Source organism: uncultured Metabacillus sp. (assembly GCF_947503125.1).
In the GTDB taxonomy this organism is placed as follows: domain Bacteria; phylum Bacillota; class Bacilli; order Bacillales; family Bacillaceae; genus Metabacillus.
Genome location: NZ_CANNCR010000023.1, coordinates 1 through 18957, shown reverse-complemented (window position 1 = coordinate 18957; position 18957 = coordinate 1). Strand labels below are relative to the sequence as shown.

The window sequence follows — 18957 nt, the reverse complement described above, 5'->3', positions numbered from 1 at the left end:
TCAATCAATGATAGGCATTAGATTATTCTATTTCTCAATTCATCTTTATAGCTTCTAAATGTATTCTTCGCTTCATTTAACTCACGTATGAAAGCTTCTACTCGCTGGGCAGATTGGATCCGCTGTCTCTCCGTTTCTTTCGGATTAGGACCTCCCAGAACAGAACGGACAAGAATAAATTGATAAGGATCGATTGCCTTTTTATACTGCTCTTCTGTTAACCGTGGTTCAAGCGAAAATCTTTTTTTCGCGATTTTCTTAAGCTGCTCTGCATTTCCATCCTGCAGGTGTTTTCCGGAATTGGCTAAGCTTTTTACATAAACTTGAACAAGCTGGTGTGCTTGTCGAAACGAAAGCTTGCAGTCTCTGACTAAGACATCTGCAAGTTCGGTGGCAGTAGAAAAGCCTTCTTGGCATCGCTTAAATAATTTGTCCTTTCTTATTGTCATGTTACTGAGGATTTCAATTAGTAATTCGACAATTTGAACTGAATGAGAATAGCCTTTTTCGATGATTGGTTGAATATCGTCACCGATATCCACGATATCACCAAATGGCACACTATGGGTCATCATAGAAGTAGATTGTAACTCCCCAATGGTCCTGCTGATCAGAGATCTGGTATGTTCTAATGAAGAAGGATTTCGTTTTTGCGGCATGATGCTTGAGGTTTGGACCAGGCTTTCATCAATGATGATTGCGTCCACCTCATTTGTTGTAAGAAATAGAAGGTCATAGACAAAACGAGATAAGGTGCTTAAAAAGATGGATAAGGTGCTGGCGATTTCAAGCATGTAATCTGCAGCGCTGATAGAATCATAGGAATTATCAAGAGGCTTTGCAAATGCTAATGTTTTTGCGATTAAATCACGGTCAATTGGAAAGCCAGTCGTTCCTAAAGCCGCAGCTCCCATAGGAGATTGATTGATTCGAGTTAATAAAGCAAGTCCTCGATCGAGGTCTCTTTCTAAATGTTTGTCTATCGCCAAAATGTAATGAGCAAATGTCGTTGGCTGGGCCTGCTGATTATGGGTATAGGCCGGCATCACCGTCAGTTCATGCTCCTTCGCAAGGTTATGAAGGAGCTTTTTCAAGTTGGTAACTAGAATCATCCAATCGACAAGCCTTTCACGCCATACCATTCGGTACATGGTTGCATCCATATCATTCCGGCTAAAGGCAATATGCATATTGCCAACCAGCTCTTCACCTATTTCCTTTTTCAGCTCCGCTTCGATCATAAAAAACAAATCTTCATATGCCGGGTCATAATCCTTATTAAACCCGGTTATTAATAGCTGTTGGTTCGCTTGAATGATTGTCATTGCATCCTGTTCCCGTAATATCTTTGTATGGGCCAGCATGAAAGCATGCGCTATATTGATTTCGATCATATAGGATAGAAAATGCTTTTTTGTAAACCTGTAGCCAGGCTCAAGAATATGCTTAATGTAGATAGGAGATCGCTTGGATGACATCGTTTGTTCACTCCGTTCTATTGTTTCATGTATGTATATTCTTCTGGATCTTCACTTGAGCTTGTAAATTGTTGTTCAAGGGAAACGGAACTGTTTTTTTATCCTCATTAGTCTCAGGGTGAACTACTCTTCTAGAATTGAATCGGGTATTGAACCACTCTTCTCGAGAATTGAACCATGTATCGAATTTTTTGAACCACTTACCAAGAATTAAACCATACCCTCATATTTCAAACCACTCACCTCAAAAACTGAGTCACTTACGTTCTTTTTGACAAAAAATTAATAAATGATTTGTAATAGGTTCATATTTAAGCATCTTCGTACTCTCAACCTTTCTTCTTCCTTTAAAATACCAATTTTCCCCATTAAATCTCATGTAATGACTATGTAAAAAACTTGTAACACTATTCTCTCGTTTTTGTTCATAGGGATTAAATAGAGATTCAAAATACGATAATCACTAGGAGGACAAATTTTGAAAAAACTAGTATTTTTCCTAACATTACTAGCAACTCTTTTTTTCGCTGAACCTACTTTTGCTTATACGGTAGAAAAAGGTGATACGATGTCAAAAATCGCTCGAGAACATGGTCTCTCATTAAAGGAATTAGCGAAGGCAAATCCGCAAGTGAAGGATCTTGATTTAATTTACGTTGGACAAGATATCCGTACAAATAAAGGCAAACGCCCTGCAGTACCAAGCCGCGGGGAAATTCGCTCCAGCAAACTAAATTTCTCACATGCAGATCTTGATTTATTAGCGAGAATTGTTAGAGCCGAGGCACAATCAGAGCCTTTCAAAGGGAAGGTGGCGGTGGCGAATGTCGTTTTAAATAGAGTCGAGAGCCCTAAATTTCCTGATACGATAAAAGAAGTGATTTACCAGCCGGGTCAATTTCAGCCTGTGGCAAATGGTGAAATCAATAAACCGGCTGATACCGAATCCATCCAAGCGGTAAAAGCAGCGCTCTCAAACATGAGACATATCGCTCAAGATTCATTATTCTTTTACAATCCTGATATTGCAGAAAATCGTTGGCTCGATTCAAGAGAGACAACAGTTGAAATTGGTCAGCATGTATTTAAAAATTAATACATATGTAGCTAAGTGTTTATCCTTTCAATATAAAAAAGGCACCTATACAGTGCCTTTTTAGAAGGTAAGTATAAAGTTTTAACATAGTTTTAGTGTCTAGCTCCAGCGCCTAGCCCCTCGAGGTCATAAGCCACTCATGAATTGAAGGTAAAGTACACCTTCTATTCATGAGCGTCTTATTTGCCCTAGGCTGATCAAGGCGCTTGCGCTTTTCTTATTATTTGGTTAGCATTTTCCGTAGAATGATGCGCCAATGATAATCAATAAGATAAACAACACGACAACAAGCACAAACGTATTACCATAACTAGGAGCACAATATCCATAAGCCGGAGCTACATAACTAGTCATTACAGGGTGGGGAGCATTTGCCATACCACCAACATGTGGTGCGTTTGCCATAGCACCGCCCACATGCGGAGCGTTATTTTCGAAACCGTACATTCGAAACCTCTTCCTTTCGTTTGTAAAAGTCTTAGACGATATAGTATATACGTTTAGAAATATTTTGAGCCCGTCTAAAAAGCATACTGCTTGTTTAAAACGCCTAAATTCGAGCCCATTTTTAACAGATTAGGTAGAGAGTGAATTCTTTTTTTGTACTAGCACTTTATATAACTGATTTTTAAAGAAAAAGGTCAGACGTTTGTCTGACCCTCTCATTTAGTCTGTCATTCCTTTAAATTGATGCCTTAATCTGCTTCGTATAGAAAAAGCGGACTATGAAGAAGTAAACAACCTGGATCGCTAAGAAAACACTTAGAACAATAACGGATTCCTTAAATAGGTTAAAATAAAACAGATTCGATAATGCAGTAAGAGCTACAGCTCCGTGGATAAGAGCAACGATTATTGGCGCGAAAAATAAAATCATCGTCTGTCTGTTTATGACTTTTTTCAGCTCTTTATCAGTGAGCCCCATTTTTGAAATCGACTTGAATTTTTGTTTATCCTCATCCAAATCCATGTAAAGTCGGAAGTAAAGGAAGCTGCCGGCTGATACGAAAAAGACAATCCCGATAAATAGTCCGACAAATAAAATCGGTCCGTACCCTTTCATGATTTCGTATAGTTCATATTCTACAGACATGATTTCATATCTTGGTAATTTCTCGTATAGCTTTTCGGAGGCAGCCATGACACCCTCTTCGCCATCTGTTGCCTGCCATGCATAATAGCTTAGTTGATCCACTGGTTTAGGAAGCTTATAAAAATCTTCATCTGACACAATATAATATGAATCTGTTGCTGGTAATGCTTTTGAATAAATAACTTCATCAGGTTTCAAGGTTACACCTGAAGTCAGTTTGATTGTTTCATTGAGCAGTTCCGTTGTTTGACCAAAGTTTGTGCCTTCAAATTCCACCACCAATACTTCTCCAACTTTTACATCAATCGTATCCTCACCAATGAGTGTGGCAAAGCGATTAAAATCGGATTGATTGGAAATCAGGATGGCATCCTTGCCAATTTTATAGTAGCGTAAGTCCGTATGCTCAGATTTTGTTTCAATCTGTTCTTCTTTTAATGTTTGGTTGATAAACGCAACATTTTGTTCTTCGTTTTCTTCAGATGTTTCATAGGAAAACGTAGTAGCATTCACATTTTTAATGCTTGATGTTAAGACGGTTTGAAAGCCAAATAACGAACCAATGGCACAAAACGCAACCGTTGACACCATCGCGACCATGAAAAATGTCCGCGCATTATCCTTCATCCGAAACGCTAAATCGGAAAACAAGAGCATATTCGTTTTAAACCAAAAAACCTGTTCCTTCTTCTTTAACCGTCTAATGATAAACACACTTAATTGCGTAAACAACAAATAGGTTCCAATACTAACAACGATAATCACAGGCACCATTGCCGCGACAACCATCAGTCCTTCTACAAGTAAGGCAACCACATATCCTGCACCTAATAAAAGAACGGCTGCCAGCGTTAAAAATAGATTCGCCTTAGGCTCACCCTTTGAGATTTTGTTTGCTTTAATTAATTCAATCAGCTTTTTACTACGCAAAACATACGTAACAAATAAGGAAATAAAGAAAAATAAAATGATAAAAGATACAAAGGTGATGATGATGGCTTGCGTCGGAAAATAAAAAGGCAGTGCACTTTCAATAATTAGGACATTTTCCGCTAACAGCAAAATCGCCTTTGCAAACACAACGCCAAGGAATATCCCGCCAATTGTGGCGAAAAATCCAATGAGCATATTTTCTAAAAACACCATTAACCTGATCTGTTTCATCGACATCCCTTGAATCATCAACAAACCAAACTCTTTTTTCCGGGACTGTAAAAAAGAGCTCATCGAATAGAGGACGAAAAAGAAGGAAAACACATAGATAATCCCTGCTGCTGTATTCATTCCTAGTGTTACGCTTGAGCTCATATCCTTCCCGTTCAAGACAGGATGATTGGCAAAAATCGAGAAGGTAAAAAAGACCATGACGGTAAATAGGCTGCTGAGAAAGTAGGCGGCATATAACCGTTTATTACGGATGACGTTATTAAACGCGAATTGGCGAAAGGTCATGTGCATCCCCTCCCAATAAAGAAAGTGTATCAATGATCTTTTGGAAAAAGGCTTGGCGATGATCACCGCGGTGAATCTCGGAATAGAATTTTCCATCACGAATAAAGACGACGCGATGACAATAGCTTGCTGCCAACGGGTCATGTGTCACGAGCATCATCGTGGTCTTCTCATGTTTGTTAATGGATTCAAGCATTTCCATGACATCCTTTGAAGCCTTGGAGTCAAGATTTCCCGTTGGTTCATCCGCTAGTAACAGCTTCGGGGAATGAATCATTGCTCTGGCAACAGCGGCTCTTTGCGCTTGTCCGCCAGATATTTCAAAGATCCGTTTTTTCATAATCCCGGTAATCCCTAATTTTTCGGCAATTTCATTGGCCTTTTCCTTCATTTCCTTCACTTTTTTCCCGTCCAATGTTAAGGGAAGGACAATATTTTCTTCTACTGTTAAGGTATGAAGCAAATTAAAGTCCTGAAAAACAAAGCCTAATTCACGGCGACGAAATTTGGCTAACTCCTCCTTTTTTAATCTGTGAGGATTACTGCCATTGATGAGGATTTCGCCTGTTGTCGGTTCATCAATTGTGGCAATCATGTTTAGCAGAGTGGTTTTCCCGCTTCCGGATGGACCCATGATTCCGACAAATTCCCCTGCTTCAATCGTTAAATCGATATCTGTTAACGCCCGATAGGCGATTTTTCCTTCATAAATCTTGCTGACTTGCTTCACGTTTAGCATCACAAGTTCTCCTTTCCATTTCATTGACTTGTGATCAGTATATCTTTTATGTAATCTGCAAAAAATCGATTAAACTTTCACTTTCCTTACATCGTTGTAAGGTTTTGTGTTGTTCCGAAAATGATGCGAAAGGTTGAACCTTCTCCTACCTTTGATTCAAGCTCGATGCGATGACCAAGGTGATCGCATGCCTCCTTCGTTAAATAGAGCCCCATACCGGTTGATTCTCTGAATTTCCGTCCATTTTCCCCCGTGTAAAACGGGTCAAAGACACGGCGCTTGTCCGCTTCCGGGATCCCAACGCCATAGTCCTTTACCTCTAAAACAGCCTCTCCCGCTTTTTCGCAAATGGAAATGTCGATCTTATTACTTCTGCCTATCGAATACTTAACTGCATTATTGAGCAGCTGTGAAAGAATAAAAAACAGCCATTTCTCATCCGTCTCAACGATAATATCCGGTTTTTGCTGGAGGAGATGCGGGTACACCTTGTTGCGGATATAGAGCCGTTTGTTTTCCCCATTGACATCATTGACCATTTTCGACAAATTTACAGGCTTAATATGAAAATCCTGTTCGATGGTCCGCAGCCTTGCCATATAGAGAACGGTATTTAAGTTTGTTTTTATCCGATCCGTCTCTTCACGAATACTTGATGAATCGGGTTCATCCAAGTTTTGCGCAATCAGCTCAATGACAGAAAGCGGTGTTTTCATCTGGTGCACCCATTGATCCATAAACTTTAAATGCTCCTCCTGCCTTGATTCCAACGCTTTAATTTTTGTTTGATAAAGCTTGTACTGATCCTTTAATAGCTGATCAAGCCCTTCCGATATCGGAGCTGGTTCAGTTGTTTGGAAGGAGTCGTCAAGGGAATCAAGTGAGTTAGTCAGCCTCTGATAAAACTGACGACGACTGAAATAGTGGTAAACAAGGTAACCGGTGAGGAAGAAAAGGCCGAGAAAGATCGCATAGAGGGCTGGTAGGAGATGACGATAGCCATCAAGCCAATAGATGCCAAGAATCACAAAAAATTGGACGATTTGCACGGCAATTAACAATGCATGCTCTTTAAAAAATAACTTCATGTCTCTCCTCCCCTTCACCATGTCACATTCAAACGATAGCCCACACCCCGCACGGTTTCGACCGCACCTGTAATCCCAACTGCTTCAATTTTTTTCCGAACTCGCGTAATATTCACATTTAACGTATTTTCATCGACATAGACTTGTTCATCCCAGAGCTTTTCCAGCAGATCTTCACGACCGGCCACACGAGGATAGCGTTCTAGTAAACTGTCGATAATATCGGCTTCTTTTTTTGACAGCTGAACGGTTTGATCTCGAAAGCTCAATTCCAGTCTTTCCGGAAATAGCTTTAACCCCTCTACTTCTAAAATTCGTTCCTGGGCTTGTGCTGCATATTCCCCGTAAGCACGACGAAGCTGACTGCGAATTTTCGCCATCACAATTTCAGGATGAAACGGCTTTGTGATAAAATCATCACCGCCATTCTCAAGCGCCATCACCTGGTCCATCTCCCCCACCCGTGCCGAAATAAAAATAACCGGACAAATCGATTCCTTCCGGATTTGCCTGCACCAGTAATAGCCATCAAAGCTAGGGAGATTGATATCTAACAGAACCAGGTCTGGTTTTTGTTGATGAAACTCGTCCATAATGTGATCGAAATGTTCTACGATTGTGGCTTTGTAGCCGTATTTTTCTATAAAGGATTGCAGATGCTCCGCAATTTTCGGATCATCCTCAATAATTAACACTGTTTGCATCCTCTCACTCCTTTGTCTCTAGAAAATTATGCCATAGTATGGAGGTGAATTCAAAAGAGATAGTTAAGCTTACATGACTGTAAGGTAAATGTAAGAGATCATCTAAATATTTAATTAGTAAATGAAACGTCACAAAGATGAAGAGATTCCTGCTCTATTCTTAAACAAAGTATTTATATAGTTTTATGATATATAAACCACTTTGGGCTGTGTTAAAATGAACAAAAATAATTGTGGGAGGAATAAATGTGGATTTTCTATCTGTCATATCTTTTTTAGGTGCAGCAATCGTTCTTACCCTTATGCCTGGGCCAGATAACTTGTTCACCTTGGCACAGAGTATATCAAAAGGGAAAAATGCTGGGATTTTTACGTCACTCGGACTTTGCACAGGATTAATCGTTCATATTACTGCTGCGACAATTGGAGTTACAGCCATCATTTATCAATCAGCCTTAGCATTCACAGTCGTAAAATATGCAGGAGCAGCATATTTGTTATTTTTAGCCTTTAAATCTTTTAAAGAAAAAGGCTCAAGCTTTAACCTTAACACTGAGACTTCTTTAGACTACAAATCATTATATAAAAAAGGAATCATCATGAATCTATTAAATCCAAAGCTTTCCTTGTTTTTCCTGGCATTCTTTCCGCAGTTTATCAATCATGAAAATGGTCATGCTTCCATCCAAATGCTTGTCTATGGAATGATCTTTCTAGTTCAGGCGTTAGTTATTTTTCTTTTAATCAGTATTTTTGCCGGAAAAGTAGGTTCCTTCCTACGTAAAAATCCATCATTATCCAGGAAAATTAACATTATTCAAGGGTCTCTGTTCGCAATAATTGGATTAAAAATCGCCTTTAGTCAAAAGTGAGCATTTTTAAGATTAAGTAGCTGATTTCATTCTTTACACTACGGGCATTCCTGACTATTTAATCTTAGCAGCGATTTGCCTTATACGATACATACCATGCTGAGTGGAAAGATGGAGCTATCTTTGTATCAAAATGAGATATATCTTTATAGGAGCAACGTGTTTATCTCACTTTGTTGCTCCAAAATAAAATTCGCTCAAATCCTTGGGATATAACAGGTTCTTTTGTAAACAATAAGATTGTTAAATAATAAAGTAAGGAGGACTTGTATGAAACAGAATCAACAGGCAAAAGGGAATGTGACTTCTAATTTGAAACCAGAATTTTCCGGAACTGATCCACAAAAAGTAAAACAAGACATTCAGAAAGATATAAGCGCGGGACAAGGTGCAATGACTTCCCGAGAGGCCGGAGCCATGCGCGATTAAAAAACCACTTTGAGTGGTTTTTTTCTTATTTAGATCTATCATTTCGATATGTGAATATGCTGCAAATTTATTGAGTAAGTACGTTGGTTTAAACGTTGCTGTTAAAAAGCGCAAGGCGCCTGCCTATCGGCTATCGGCGACAAGCATAAAGCGAACAGGAATAGAAGGTGTTCTTTACCTTCAAATCCTGTTTGACTAGACCCTAGAGCCGATGGGGCCTGAAGCTAGATTCAGAAACGCAAGCTATATTAAGAAAATATATAAATTCTGGTATTATAAAAAAGCAAGGCATGATTGCCCTGCTTGTTATTTGACGATAACTTTTCCAACCATTCCTTCCTGGACATGGTACCGACATATTAGTTCATATGTACCGGGATTTTGCGGCTTCACGGTAATCGTTTTTTCTTTCCCCGGCTGGACTTCTGCGTCAATTCTGAGCTTTTCCACTGTGAAGGTGTGTTCTTTCTTACCTTTGTTTTTCAATATCAACGTTGTCGCTCTTCCAGTTGGAATAGTGATGACTTTCGGTTGAAAGTAATCATCGTTCAACTCGACCTCAATCGCTTTCACCGTCTCACTAGGCTGTGTTACAGCACTGGATTCGGCAAAAACGACGTGTGAGCCCGGAGCTGTCACAACCACAATCATCGCAAGCAATACGAACAAGCCTGATAACCACTTTTTCATTGACATTCGCAATCCCTCCTTTTCTTAGGACTATTTTTTACCTATTCATAAAATATTATCCGATAAATTGGGTTCTAACGTGCTTTACCTTTTAACTCGATTAGCTGAAACAGTGACAAAGAAAAAGATCGCCGTTAATGACGATCTTTTGGAATTCATTCTTATGAGATGGCAAATTTAATCCTACCTATATATCTTATAGCCAAATGTACTTTTTAAATCCGATCCTAAAAAATAAAGTTGCTGGAAAAATGCTTAGCCCCAGGACTTCATAACAACAATGCCCTAGGGCTAGGCTTTACTAATTTTCAACTTCCTGTAGTGATTTATATTGATTAGAAATCATCTGATAATAGATACCATGTTGAGCCATGAGTTCATCATGGTTCCCTTTTTCTGCAATTTTTCCGTTTTGAATGACCATAATCGTATCCACATCACGAATGGTATTGAGTCTGTGGGCAATGATAAAGCTCGTTCGATCTTCCATCACCTTCGCCAGTGCATCTTGTATCTGTAACTCAGTACGGGTGTCGATACTGCTCGTTGCTTCATCAAGAATAAGCAAGGATGGTTTGCTGAGAATCACCCTGGCGATAGCTAATAATTGTTTTTGCCCGTGACTAAGATTCCCGCCATTTTCAGATAGCTTTGTCTCATACCCGTTCGATAAACGATTGATAAATAAATCGGCATTGGCCATACGTGCTGCTGCATGTACTTCTTCATCCGTTGCATCAGGTTTACTATATTTAATATTTTCCATAATGGTTCCAGAAAACAAATACGTGTCCTGAAGAACGATCCCAAAGCATGTTCTCAGACTATCTCTTGTATATTCCCGGATGTCTCGTCCATCAATGAAGATTTGACCATCCGTCACATCATAAAATCTTGTCAGCAGGTTGACAATCGTTGTTTTACCTGCTCCGGTTGGTCCGATTAGCGCTGTACTGCTACCAGCAGCTGAGGTAAAGCTGACATTTTTTAAGATAGGGACATCATTGCGGTAACCAAAGCTAACATTCTTAAATTCAACGATTCCTTTAGGATTTACGAGCGGAATCGCATCTGACTGATCCACAGATTCCTCCTCGCCATCAAGGATTTCGAATACTCTTTCTGCCCCGGCAACCCCTGACTGTAGGATATTAAAGATATTCGCTAGTTCATTTAATGGTCTTACAAATTGACGTGAGTACGTGATGAAGCTTGCAATGACCCCAATCGTAATCATGTTTTCAACAGCTAAATAGCCGCCTACAACCGCCACGATCGTAAAACCAAGGTTATTAATGACATTCATAATTGGCATCAAAAAGCCTGCCCATATTTGTGCCCTTGTTCCCACTTTACACAGTCTTGTATTGACTTCTTGAAATTCGGCAATGGCCTTTTCTTCATAATTAAAGGCTTTTACGACCTCTAAACCAGAAATCGTTTCTTCAATTTGCCCATTTAGCGTTCCCAATTCCTTCTGCTGATTTCGAAACAGCACCCTGGTTTTTCTTGCGATCGTTCTTGTAAGCGAAAAGACCAAAGGTACAGTCACTAGGCTGGCTAAGGTTAAGATTGGACTTAACGCAATCATCATAATCAGCGACCCGGTAATGACAATGGAACCGGACATCAATTGCGTTGTTGACTGTGATATGGAATTACTTACGTTATCAATATCATTCGTCAGCCTGCTCATCATCTCTCCATGTGTACGAGAATCAAAAAATGACACGGGAAGTTTTTGCAGCTTCTTAAATAAATGACTTCTTATTCTCTTTACAATCCGTTGGGCAACACCGGCCATCATCCAGCCTTGTGAAAAATTCAGCAGTGCATTTGAGAGATAAGCGATTGCAAGTGTCATAATCGTAATATGGAGTAATTCAAAGTTAACGGTTTCACCTAATGACATGGCATCAACTGCTTTTCCGATTAGGTAAGGTGCCGACAGGACAAGAGCAGAATCGAATAAAACAAAAATGAATACAATGGCTAAGAGTTTTCTTTCTTTTCCAAAATAAGACCAAAGCCGTTTAATCGTCCTCATAAAATCCTTTGGTTTGACAATCTGTCCCCCGAAACGGGCAGCACCTCCGCCAACCGGGCGGCCTGGTATTGGCGGGACGTTGGTGACTTTTTGCTCTTGATTCGTTTTCTCTTCCAATCTCACAGCACCACCTTGCCGAACTGTGACTGATAAATTTCTTGATAGGTAGGGCAGCTATTTAGTAAATCAGTATGCTTCCCATTGCCGACTATTTCTCCATCATCTAAGACAATAATTCGGTCAGCATCCACGACTGATGAAATCCGCTGGGCAATGAGAAGACAGGTGAGTCCTTGTGCATACTTTTTCAACGATTCCTTGATCCGTGCTTCTGTTGCAACATCCACTGCACTTGTACTATCGTCCAGGATTAAGATTTCAGGCTTCTTTACCAGCGCTCTGGCAATCGATAGTCTCTGTTTCTGACCGCCTGAGAAATTAACCCCGCCTTGGCTGATTCTTGTTTCATATCCTTCTGGAGAGTCGGTGATAAACCCGTGAGCATCCGCTATTTTTGCAGCTAATTCAATTTCATCCAAGGAAGCATCTTCTCTACCCCAGCGCATATTTTCGATGATCGTCCCGGTAAATAAAGTTGCTTTCTGCGGAACAATCGCGACCATCTCCCTTAAAGCTTTCGGATTTATGTTGCTGATATCTTCACCATTTATCGTAATGGTACCTGTTGTGATACCGTAAAAGCGTGGAATGAGCCCAATAAGACTGCTTTTTCCTGATCCTGTCGAGCCGATAATGCCAACCGTTTCTCCTGGCATACAGCTAAATGTAATGTTTTTAAGAACAGGTTCCCCAGATGCTCCTTCATAGGAAAAGGACACATTGTTAAAATCAATTCGTCCACCCCTTTTAGTGGAAGGGATCAACTCATGATTCCATGCCATATCATCTTCCTCAGCTAATACTTCACCAATTCTGTTGGCCGACGTTTTTGCTCGTACATACATGTTGAAAACCATCGAAATGATCATTAAAGAAAAAAGAATTTGCGTCATGTAGTTGGTGAAAGCAATAACATTTCCAACCTGGACTGTTCCCGCTTCAACCCCGAATCCCCCATACCAAAGGACGACAACAATCCCTAAATTCATGACGAGCATAATCATCGGAGAAAAAGTAGCGATCACTCGAGTGGCTGCAATCGATTTATCTTGAAAGTCTTCATTGAATCCAGCAAATTTTTCAATCTCATAATCAAAACGATTGAATGCCTTTACGACCCGAACACCAGATAAATACTCCCTCATCACGCCATTTACTTTATCCAGGGCATTTTGGACTTTTGTAAAGAGAGGTAAGCTAATTCTCATATTGACGATTATTAACAGCGCAACCATTGGTACAACAACAGCCAACACAACTGATAAATGGATATCCAACATGGTCGCCATGATTAAACCGCCGATTGCTAATAAAGGAGCTTTTGCAAATAACCGCATAAGACCATTGACAAACATTTGCACCTGTGTCACATCGTTCGTTAATCTCGTAATCAATGAGGCTCGATCATAGCGGTTGATATGTTTAAAGGAGAGATGTTGAATTTTTTGAAAAAGATCAAAACGCAGCTCTGTACCAAAATTTTGAGAGGTGATGCTTGCCAGGATGCTTCTTGTTGAGGCGGCACCTGCACCCAGTAAAGTAACTCCAAGCATTACAGCTCCCATTTTTAATACATAATCTAAATCCCTATTCACGACTCCAATATCCACGATTTTGGCCATAATCGTAGGCTGGAGTAAATCACAAACAGCCTCCAGCGTAAGAAAGAATACCGCAACGCTAAACGGCTTCCAGTATTTTTTTATGTACTTCGTAAAATTCCCCATATCTAATCCCCAATCCTTTGCGATAACTATACTTATAAGAATACTCCGAAAATAGGGAAAAGTCCTTTTTTAGTGGTTACTTTCATACTGAAAAAGGACTTTTTATATGATTCTATAGGAAATAGACACCGTTTAATGCAGAAGGTTGGACAATTGAATGAAAGGCATAGATACTCCATCATCTCATGATTATTCGTTAAACAGGATATTCAGATTATAATTCGTCTTTGATCTATAGGTAAACCACTAAAATTCAACCCCAAATTTAACACTCCCTTTTCTGGAATACCTGACGCCACCCATTGTTTGTGAATTTTCTCAATGTCTTTACTCAAGGCTGCTAAAACAACTTTTGGATGCACAAGGGATCATGATCCTATGCAGCTATTTTCCAATGAAGGTACGAACTGTCTTCAAGCTACACTGACAATGAGTTAACTCTTTGTCAGTTCGTAGTTTTCGAATGGATTTCTTGAGGAACGGCCCGCTTTATAAATATGGAAACGATCCATGCGATAGCTACTAGTCCAAATGCAAGCAAGAACGCGCTCTTCATTCCAGAGATTATCGCTAGGATTTGTAAAGTAGACTCATCTTCCTTCATCACCGTATTTTCCAAAAATCGAGAAGTACCATTGGTCATGATGGATACAAGCAATGCTGTCCCTACAGCACCAGCAACCTGCTGAAGCGTACTGATAATAGCCGTTCCATGTGGATATAACGGAGGCGGCAATTCGTTCAAAGCGTTTGTCATGATCGGCATCATGACCATTGAAATCCCCAGCATGAGAAGTGTATTGAAAATCATAATCATGCTGTATGGAGTTGACAATGTAATAGAGGCAAATTGCCATAGCGTATTCGCGATTAACCCTAATCCGATAAGCGACAGCCACTTGGCCCCAAATTTATCAAATAAACGACCGGTGATTGGTGACATGATCCCCATGACAATACCGCCTGGCAGCATGATCAAACCTGCCTGCAACGGACTGTAACCTAGCGCATTCTGAAGGAAAATTGGCAGCAGCATCATGGCAGAAAACATCGCCATCATGACAATCATCATGATCAACGTTGACATTCTAAAAATGTTGTATTTAAATGTTCTTAAATCTAGCAAGGGTTGTGAAATCGTCAATTGTCTCCAAGTAAACAGAATTAAAGAAACAACGCCAATTGCAATTGAAACCAAGACTTCATTGCTCGACCAACCCCCGTGTCCTTCACCGGAACTGCTGAATCCATACAGAATCCCCCCGAAACCTATGGTTGAAAGCAATCGGCAATGCTACGTTAAGCAATGTTTCATTCAAAATGGCTACAAACACACCTAGAATCATGATCATGACCAACAAAAAGTTAGCTTTGCTTCCAAATGTCCCTCCGTTTAGAGTCGCTTCATTTTGATTTTTCAAATTCTTTCTCCTTTCAATTTGCGAAATGGCTGTTCTAAATGTAATTTCTTTGGAAAGTCAAACAATCTTACCGACCGTTCAGAACATTTGGTGTGATTGTATTTCTCATACAAATTTTCTGCAAAGTTGTTTATGATTACAGTAATTTCTTGTCTGCTCAAGGAAACTTTCCGTCAATATTCTTTTATATTTGCCACTATACAGAACAAATATTCGTATTTATATTATCACATTAAGAAGAATCTGCCAATCAAATAACGAACGAAGTTAAAATACAAATGGTTGAAGCCTTGTTAATTTTATCAACTATATGGGAAACTAATTGACTCGTAATTATTTCTACCTTACTCATCCTCAACCTCTACTAAATAAATTTTTTCTCTAAATCCCCCGCGTGCATCAGCTTTGTTTCTCCTGATTTCTTCGATTTCATTGATTGAAGAGCCATGAAACTCTGCCAACGCATGGATTATTTCTAAAACATCCGCAAGCTCTTCAAGTGAGCTCTCTTTATCCTTGGCTTCAACATACTCCTTAAGTTCTTCAAAGCCTTTTGCATGCAGTTCTTTTATGTATTCTTCATTTGATAAAATCTTTGTCTTATATTTCTTTCCTGTTTTCTCGATGATTTCTGGTATTTTATCTCGCACAAGCTTATTGTAAACTGGCATTTAGATTTCTCCCTTAATACATTCTTTTTTCTGGAATAACACCTCTTACTCCACCACGTGGCTCCTTCATATCTCCTTTATAACGCGGGATTAAATGGACATGAACATGGAAGATTGTTTGTCCTGCTGCTTCCCCATTATTAATTCCTATATTATAACCATCGGGATTAAATTGATGGTCTAATAACTCCTTTCCTTGAAGAAGTAAATCATCCATTGCTTGCTTTTCTTCTGATGTTAAATCAAAGTAGTGTTCTACATGACGTTTAGGAATAATAAGCAGATGACCGTTCGTAACAGGAAATTTATCAAAGAAGGCCATGGCTAAGTTGTTTTCTAATGTAATATCGTTTATGGTACAAAAAATGTATGACATTTTGTCTACCTCATTAATAAGTATTGTTTCTTTTACTTTAATAAATCTTTTAGTGAATTAGTATTGTGAACATATGATTATAGCAATCAAATTTTTCATATCGTTCATAAGCTATTAAAAGAATTATTTTATAAAAAAATTTTAAAAGGACGCTACTCTACCTCCCTTAAAAATGTATATAGAAGGTGAAAGAATACTTTTTAAGGGGAGTTCATAATGGAAAAGTTTACATATGAGAACATTCAATCTTATCAATCTTTCTCTACAATTGAAGAAATGGATCAAGCGGTTCGAGGCTTTTTATATTTGCACAAATCATCCCTATCAGATAGTACATTAAATGTTTTAACCTTTATATGGAGACATTCTGTGAAGGTTATTGGAGTATCCTTTGCCAAATACGACACAATTGCTGATGCAATCGAGATAAGCAGAAGAACGGTTATTCGCGCGATGAAAAAGCTTGAAAGTCTTGGGATCATCAAAAAAATTCCAACTGCTAGAATGAACGGCAAGCAGGGAGTAAATCTCTTGATCATCCAGCCATTTCAATCGATTGATCAATTAAAAAATAATATGTCACCCCACGATGTCACGCCACCTGTCACACCTATTAAAACAGAGAATAAGCAAAGTTCACTCTGTGAGAATAAAACAAAACCTTCTTACGTAAGTAATACGGAAAATGGCGTGGATTATCATCCCAATAATGATTCAGAGTTAAATATGATTGATTCTATCGACATCCAACATTTAGATACAAGCTTTCTACCTGAATCTGTTCACAAGGATTTTGTCCAAGCTGCTAAGCCTTTTTTCAGTGCCATGGATATCTATAAGCTTTGGAAACGAGTGTTAATTGCCTATCATAAACTGAACCTTCAGCGTTTTTTAGATGATGTCATTGACACTGTTATTGATGCATTTAAACAAACTGTTTTTGCGAAAAAAATGAATCGAATTCACTCTACATTTGAGGGATATTTTTACCGAGTGGTATATGCTATGTTGTTGGTGGAGGTACGGAGAGAGAATAGGGGTTATTTGTATGATTTTATTGGGGAGTAACTAGTCCGATTGAATATAAGCTAACAACTTATAATTGTCTAGTTTAGTGTTGACAATCCAATTCCTTGGTCTTTTTAAATAGGTTTGAAAACAGTTTATTTCGTATTTCCTCTATACCGATGTTTAATATATAATATTGAATACAAATATATCCCAAGAGTTTTTTCATCTCTTGAGTTATATTTTCAAGAATCTGATTAAACGTAACTTAAGATCTCCTTAAATACATATGAAGGTTTTTTTAACAAGCTCTAAAAATCTATACTCTTAGATTCAGATCCATTGTTTATTAAAAGTGTCCTTTGTCCTGTATTCATTTGTATAGATAAATTTTTGATTCGGTAGTTTTCAATTCTAGTTGCATAATCTAGAACCAAGGATTACTTTGGAATAGGCAAAATGATCATCATGATACCCTTCAAATCGTTCAGCGAGGAAATTTCCAATTCTACCCTGACCTCTTACATATTGATTAATTTCAAGCAGTGTCGTATGTAGATGGGAGGTTACGCCCATATAAGGGATTTGAACAAACGGTACGCCACAATCAAAAATCAATCGAGCAGCTAAAACGTCTTGCTTTAAGTTAAATTCAGCTATATCCGGCAAATGCAGCGCATTACCACTAAGCCATACAACAACGATTTTTTCGATGATTTTTGGTTCGATTAAAATAGCTGAGGGCATATTTGTAATCGCACCAATGGCTAACACAAATAATGGATCGTCTTCATCAGCCTCCATGGCTCTCTTAACTAAATCTAATGTTGCTTCATTAATCTGGGGCTGATTTAAATCACTTAAATAGTATGTAGACCCTTTATAAACGAAGCCTTCTGGAGTGACATTCAATATTCAGGATCTCAACATAGCTTTTTTCATCCGGTCTTCTGAGCCAGATGATTTATCATTGTGAAAAGGAGCAGCATAGATGGCTTCTACATCCAGCTTTTCTGCGGATTGTAATGCCTACACAATCGCAAATTGATCGTCTACCTCATTAATTGTATCAGTATCTAAGACCATTTGGATTTTGGAAGTTGGGGGTTCTAATCTTTTTAATAATTTTTCAGTACTGATTGTTGGGAAGTTCATGGGTTTCACTCCTTTAAAAAATGGCTTTACTTTTATTCCGATGAAAAATAATGGATTCACAAATCAACTCTAACTAAAGAATATATTATAAATGCCCCCGGTCAGTACCCAAGGTATCAAATATACCGATTCTATAAACCCGTCTAGTAATATCTCTTAATTCTCCAATTAACCTTTGTCGTTCCAGTATATTCTAAATCCTTAGGATTTTTATTGTCTTTAATTGTAGCCTTACCAACACCATTAAAAGAAAACTTCGACAAACCTCCCCTACAATTCCTTCGGAACCCATCTTCAAAGTTTAAAATTTTTTAAGGTTTGAAAGTCCTGAAGAATTAAGAAATAGGTATTTGGAACTTTCTGATGAGAAATTTTTAAACTTAATTAAAGAAGAGCTTGAAGAAATTAGTAAAATAGACGCTGATACTATGGATGATTTAATGAACAGAAGGCTTTGGAAAAGAGTACTAGAAATTCATCCAGAAAAAGGAAGGGAACGAAAAGATGATTTAGATGAAATTCTAAAAAAATCAATTTCATGGATACTTGATAATTATGAATTAGAGCCATTTGTAAGAGAAAATTTAATTACTACAAACCCGGTAAAAGATCTTGATAAGCAAAAAGCTGTCTTGTTAATAAAAGATGAAGATGAAAATTATAAAATAGGACAAGATAACGATTGGGTTAGTGAATCAATAATATTTAAAGCATTGGATAGGTTACACTTAGCTGGACAAAAAAATTAAGGGCTAGCAGACTGATAGAGAAATAAGTATATCAACCCTTAG

At 38.5% G+C, this 18957-nt stretch carries 20 protein-coding genes; 5 read left to right on the top strand and 15 right to left on the bottom strand.

Annotation, left to right across the window (positions count from 1 at the left end):
• Positions 1-17: 17 nt before the first annotated feature.
• Positions 18-1478 (bottom strand): argininosuccinate lyase, encoded by a 1461-nt coding sequence (gene argH / locus Q1B07_RS15280; protein WP_299091526.1) that lies wholly within the window; start codon positions 1476-1478, stop codon positions 18-20.
• A 478-nt stretch (positions 1479-1956) separates the two neighbouring features.
• Between argH and Q1B07_RS15275 the strand changes: the two genes are divergently transcribed.
• Positions 1957-2574: a cell wall hydrolase gene (locus tag Q1B07_RS15275; protein ID WP_299091524.1), complete on the top strand. Its 618-nt coding sequence runs from the start codon at positions 1957-1959 to the stop codon at positions 2572-2574.
• Between the two features lie 228 nt (positions 2575-2802).
• Here Q1B07_RS15275 and Q1B07_RS15270 read toward each other — a convergent pair whose 3' ends face one another.
• From Q1B07_RS15270 to Q1B07_RS15250, 5 genes are all read right to left on the bottom strand, one after another.
• Positions 2803-2928: a YjcZ family sporulation protein gene (locus tag Q1B07_RS15270; protein WP_299091643.1), complete on the bottom strand. Its 126-nt coding sequence runs from the start codon at positions 2926-2928 to the stop codon at positions 2803-2805.
• A gap of 328 nt (positions 2929-3256) precedes the next feature.
• Complete coding sequence (locus Q1B07_RS15265) at positions 3257-5119, bottom strand: ABC transporter permease (protein WP_299091523.1); 1863 nt, start codon at positions 5117-5119, stop codon at positions 3257-3259.
• Positions 5094-5858 (bottom strand): ABC transporter ATP-binding protein, encoded by a 765-nt coding sequence (locus tag Q1B07_RS15260; RefSeq protein WP_299091520.1) that lies wholly within the window; start codon positions 5856-5858, stop codon positions 5094-5096. The genes Q1B07_RS15265 and Q1B07_RS15260 overlap by 26 nt, the downstream gene beginning before the upstream one ends.
• A gap of 86 nt (positions 5859-5944) precedes the next feature.
• A complete protein-coding gene (locus Q1B07_RS15255; protein ID WP_299091518.1) occupies positions 5945-6946 on the bottom strand; it encodes a sensor histidine kinase in 1002 nt (333 codons plus the stop codon).
• A 14-nt stretch (positions 6947-6960) separates the two neighbouring features.
• A complete protein-coding gene (locus Q1B07_RS15250; RefSeq protein ID WP_299091504.1) occupies positions 6961-7650 on the bottom strand; it encodes a response regulator transcription factor in 690 nt (229 codons plus the stop codon).
• A gap of 248 nt (positions 7651-7898) precedes the next feature.
• On the opposite strand from Q1B07_RS15250, the gene Q1B07_RS15245 reads away from it, so the two are divergent.
• Positions 7899-8522, top strand: coding sequence for a LysE family translocator (locus tag Q1B07_RS15245; protein WP_299091501.1), 624 nt, complete (start codon positions 7899-7901; stop codon positions 8520-8522).
• A 270-nt stretch (positions 8523-8792) separates the two neighbouring features.
• Positions 8793-8951, top strand: a complete 159-nt coding sequence (locus Q1B07_RS15240) for a hypothetical protein (RefSeq protein WP_299091498.1) — start codon at positions 8793-8795, stop codon at positions 8949-8951.
• 306 nt (positions 8952-9257) lie between these two features.
• Here the strand turns inward: Q1B07_RS15240 and Q1B07_RS15235 are convergent, their stop codons facing one another.
• The 7 genes from Q1B07_RS15235 to Q1B07_RS15205 all read right to left on the bottom strand — a co-directional run bounded on the left by Q1B07_RS15235 (position 9258) and on the right by Q1B07_RS15205 (position 16003).
• Positions 9258-9647, bottom strand: coding sequence for a cupredoxin domain-containing protein (locus tag Q1B07_RS15235; RefSeq protein WP_299091495.1), 390 nt, complete (start codon positions 9645-9647; stop codon positions 9258-9260).
• 295 nt (positions 9648-9942) lie between these two features.
• On the bottom strand, positions 9943-11805 hold the full coding sequence (locus Q1B07_RS15230; protein ID WP_299091492.1) for an ABC transporter ATP-binding protein: 1863 nt from the start codon (positions 11803-11805) through the stop codon (positions 9943-9945).
• Between the two features lie 2 nt (positions 11806-11807).
• Positions 11808-13535, bottom strand: coding sequence for an ABC transporter ATP-binding protein (locus Q1B07_RS15225; protein WP_299091489.1), 1728 nt, complete (start codon positions 13533-13535; stop codon positions 11808-11810).
• Positions 13536-13980: 445 nt separating this feature from the next.
• The gene (locus tag Q1B07_RS15220) at positions 13981-14820 is read right to left on the bottom strand and encodes an MFS transporter (protein ID WP_366945204.1); all 840 of its coding nucleotides are present in this window, start codon (positions 14818-14820) and stop codon (positions 13981-13983) included.
• A complete protein-coding gene (locus tag Q1B07_RS15215) occupies positions 14765-14956 on the bottom strand; it encodes a hypothetical protein (protein ID WP_299091485.1) in 192 nt (63 codons plus the stop codon). The genes Q1B07_RS15220 and Q1B07_RS15215 overlap by 56 nt, the downstream gene beginning before the upstream one ends.
• Positions 14957-15300: 344 nt before the next feature.
• Complete coding sequence (locus Q1B07_RS15210; protein ID WP_299091483.1) at positions 15301-15627, bottom strand: nucleoside triphosphate pyrophosphohydrolase; 327 nt, start codon at positions 15625-15627, stop codon at positions 15301-15303.
• A gap of 13 nt (positions 15628-15640) precedes the next feature.
• Complete coding sequence (locus Q1B07_RS15205; protein WP_299091480.1) at positions 15641-16003, bottom strand: HIT family protein; 363 nt, start codon at positions 16001-16003, stop codon at positions 15641-15643.
• 216 nt (positions 16004-16219) lie between these two features.
• Here Q1B07_RS15205 and Q1B07_RS15200 point away from each other — a divergent pair, with 216 nt between their 5' ends.
• Entirely contained in the window at positions 16220-17071 is an 852-nt protein-coding gene (locus tag Q1B07_RS15200; RefSeq protein WP_299091479.1) for a helix-turn-helix domain-containing protein, read from the top strand.
• A 354-nt stretch (positions 17072-17425) separates the two neighbouring features.
• Here Q1B07_RS15200 and Q1B07_RS15195 read toward each other — a convergent pair whose 3' ends face one another.
• Both Q1B07_RS15195 and Q1B07_RS15190 read right to left on the bottom strand, forming a co-directional pair.
• Positions 17426-17923 carry a nucleoside hydrolase gene (locus Q1B07_RS15195; RefSeq protein ID WP_299091476.1) on the bottom strand — a complete coding sequence of 166 codons (498 nt, stop codon included), beginning with the start codon at positions 17921-17923 and terminating at the stop codon, positions 17426-17428.
• 117 nt (positions 17924-18040) lie between these two features.
• A complete protein-coding gene (locus Q1B07_RS15190; RefSeq protein ID WP_299091474.1) occupies positions 18041-18166 on the bottom strand; it encodes a hypothetical protein in 126 nt (41 codons plus the stop codon).
• Between the two features lie 350 nt (positions 18167-18516).
• Between Q1B07_RS15190 and Q1B07_RS15185 the strand changes: the two genes are divergently transcribed.
• A complete protein-coding gene (locus Q1B07_RS15185; protein ID WP_299091472.1) occupies positions 18517-18915 on the top strand; it encodes a hypothetical protein in 399 nt (132 codons plus the stop codon).
• Positions 18916-18957: the final 42 nt, after the last annotated feature.

Bases quoted from the DNA above. Each gene is read 5' to 3' on its own strand.
- argH (WP_299091526.1), bottom strand. From the start codon at position 1,478: ATGTCATCCAAGCGATCTCCTATCTACATTAAGCATATTCTTGAGCCT.
- Q1B07_RS15270 (WP_299091643.1), bottom strand. From the start codon at position 2,928: ATGACTAGTTATGTAGCTCCGGCTTATGGATATTGTGCTCCTAGTTAT.
- Q1B07_RS15265 (WP_299091523.1), bottom strand. From the start codon at position 5,119: ATGACCTTTCGCCAATTCGCGTTTAATAACGTCATCCGTAATAAACGG.
- Q1B07_RS15260 (WP_299091520.1), bottom strand. From the start codon at position 5,858: ATGCTAAACGTGAAGCAAGTCAGCAAGATTTATGAAGGAAAAATCGCC.
- Q1B07_RS15255 (WP_299091518.1), bottom strand. From the start codon at position 6,946: ATGAAGTTATTTTTTAAAGAGCATGCATTGTTAATTGCCGTGCAAATC.
- Q1B07_RS15250 (WP_299091504.1), bottom strand. From the start codon at position 7,650: ATGCAAACAGTGTTAATTATTGAGGATGATCCGAAAATTGCGGAGCAT.
- Q1B07_RS15240 (WP_299091498.1), top strand. From the start codon at position 8,793: ATGAAACAGAATCAACAGGCAAAAGGGAATGTGACTTCTAATTTGAAA.
- Q1B07_RS15235 (WP_299091495.1), bottom strand. From the start codon at position 9,647: ATGTCAATGAAAAAGTGGTTATCAGGCTTGTTCGTATTGCTTGCGATG.
- Q1B07_RS15225 (WP_299091489.1), bottom strand. From the start codon at position 13,535: ATGGGGAATTTTACGAAGTACATAAAAAAATACTGGAAGCCGTTTAGC.
- Q1B07_RS15210 (WP_299091483.1), bottom strand. From the start codon at position 15,627: ATGCCAGTTTACAATAAGCTTGTGCGAGATAAAATACCAGAAATCATC.
- Q1B07_RS15205 (WP_299091480.1), bottom strand. From the start codon at position 16,003: ATGTCATACATTTTTTGTACCATAAACGATATTACATTAGAAAACAAC.
- Q1B07_RS15200 (WP_299091479.1), top strand. From the start codon at position 16,220: ATGGAAAAGTTTACATATGAGAACATTCAATCTTATCAATCTTTCTCT.
- Q1B07_RS15190 (WP_299091474.1), bottom strand. From the start codon at position 18,166: ATGAACTTCCCAACAATCAGTACTGAAAAATTATTAAAAAGATTAGAA.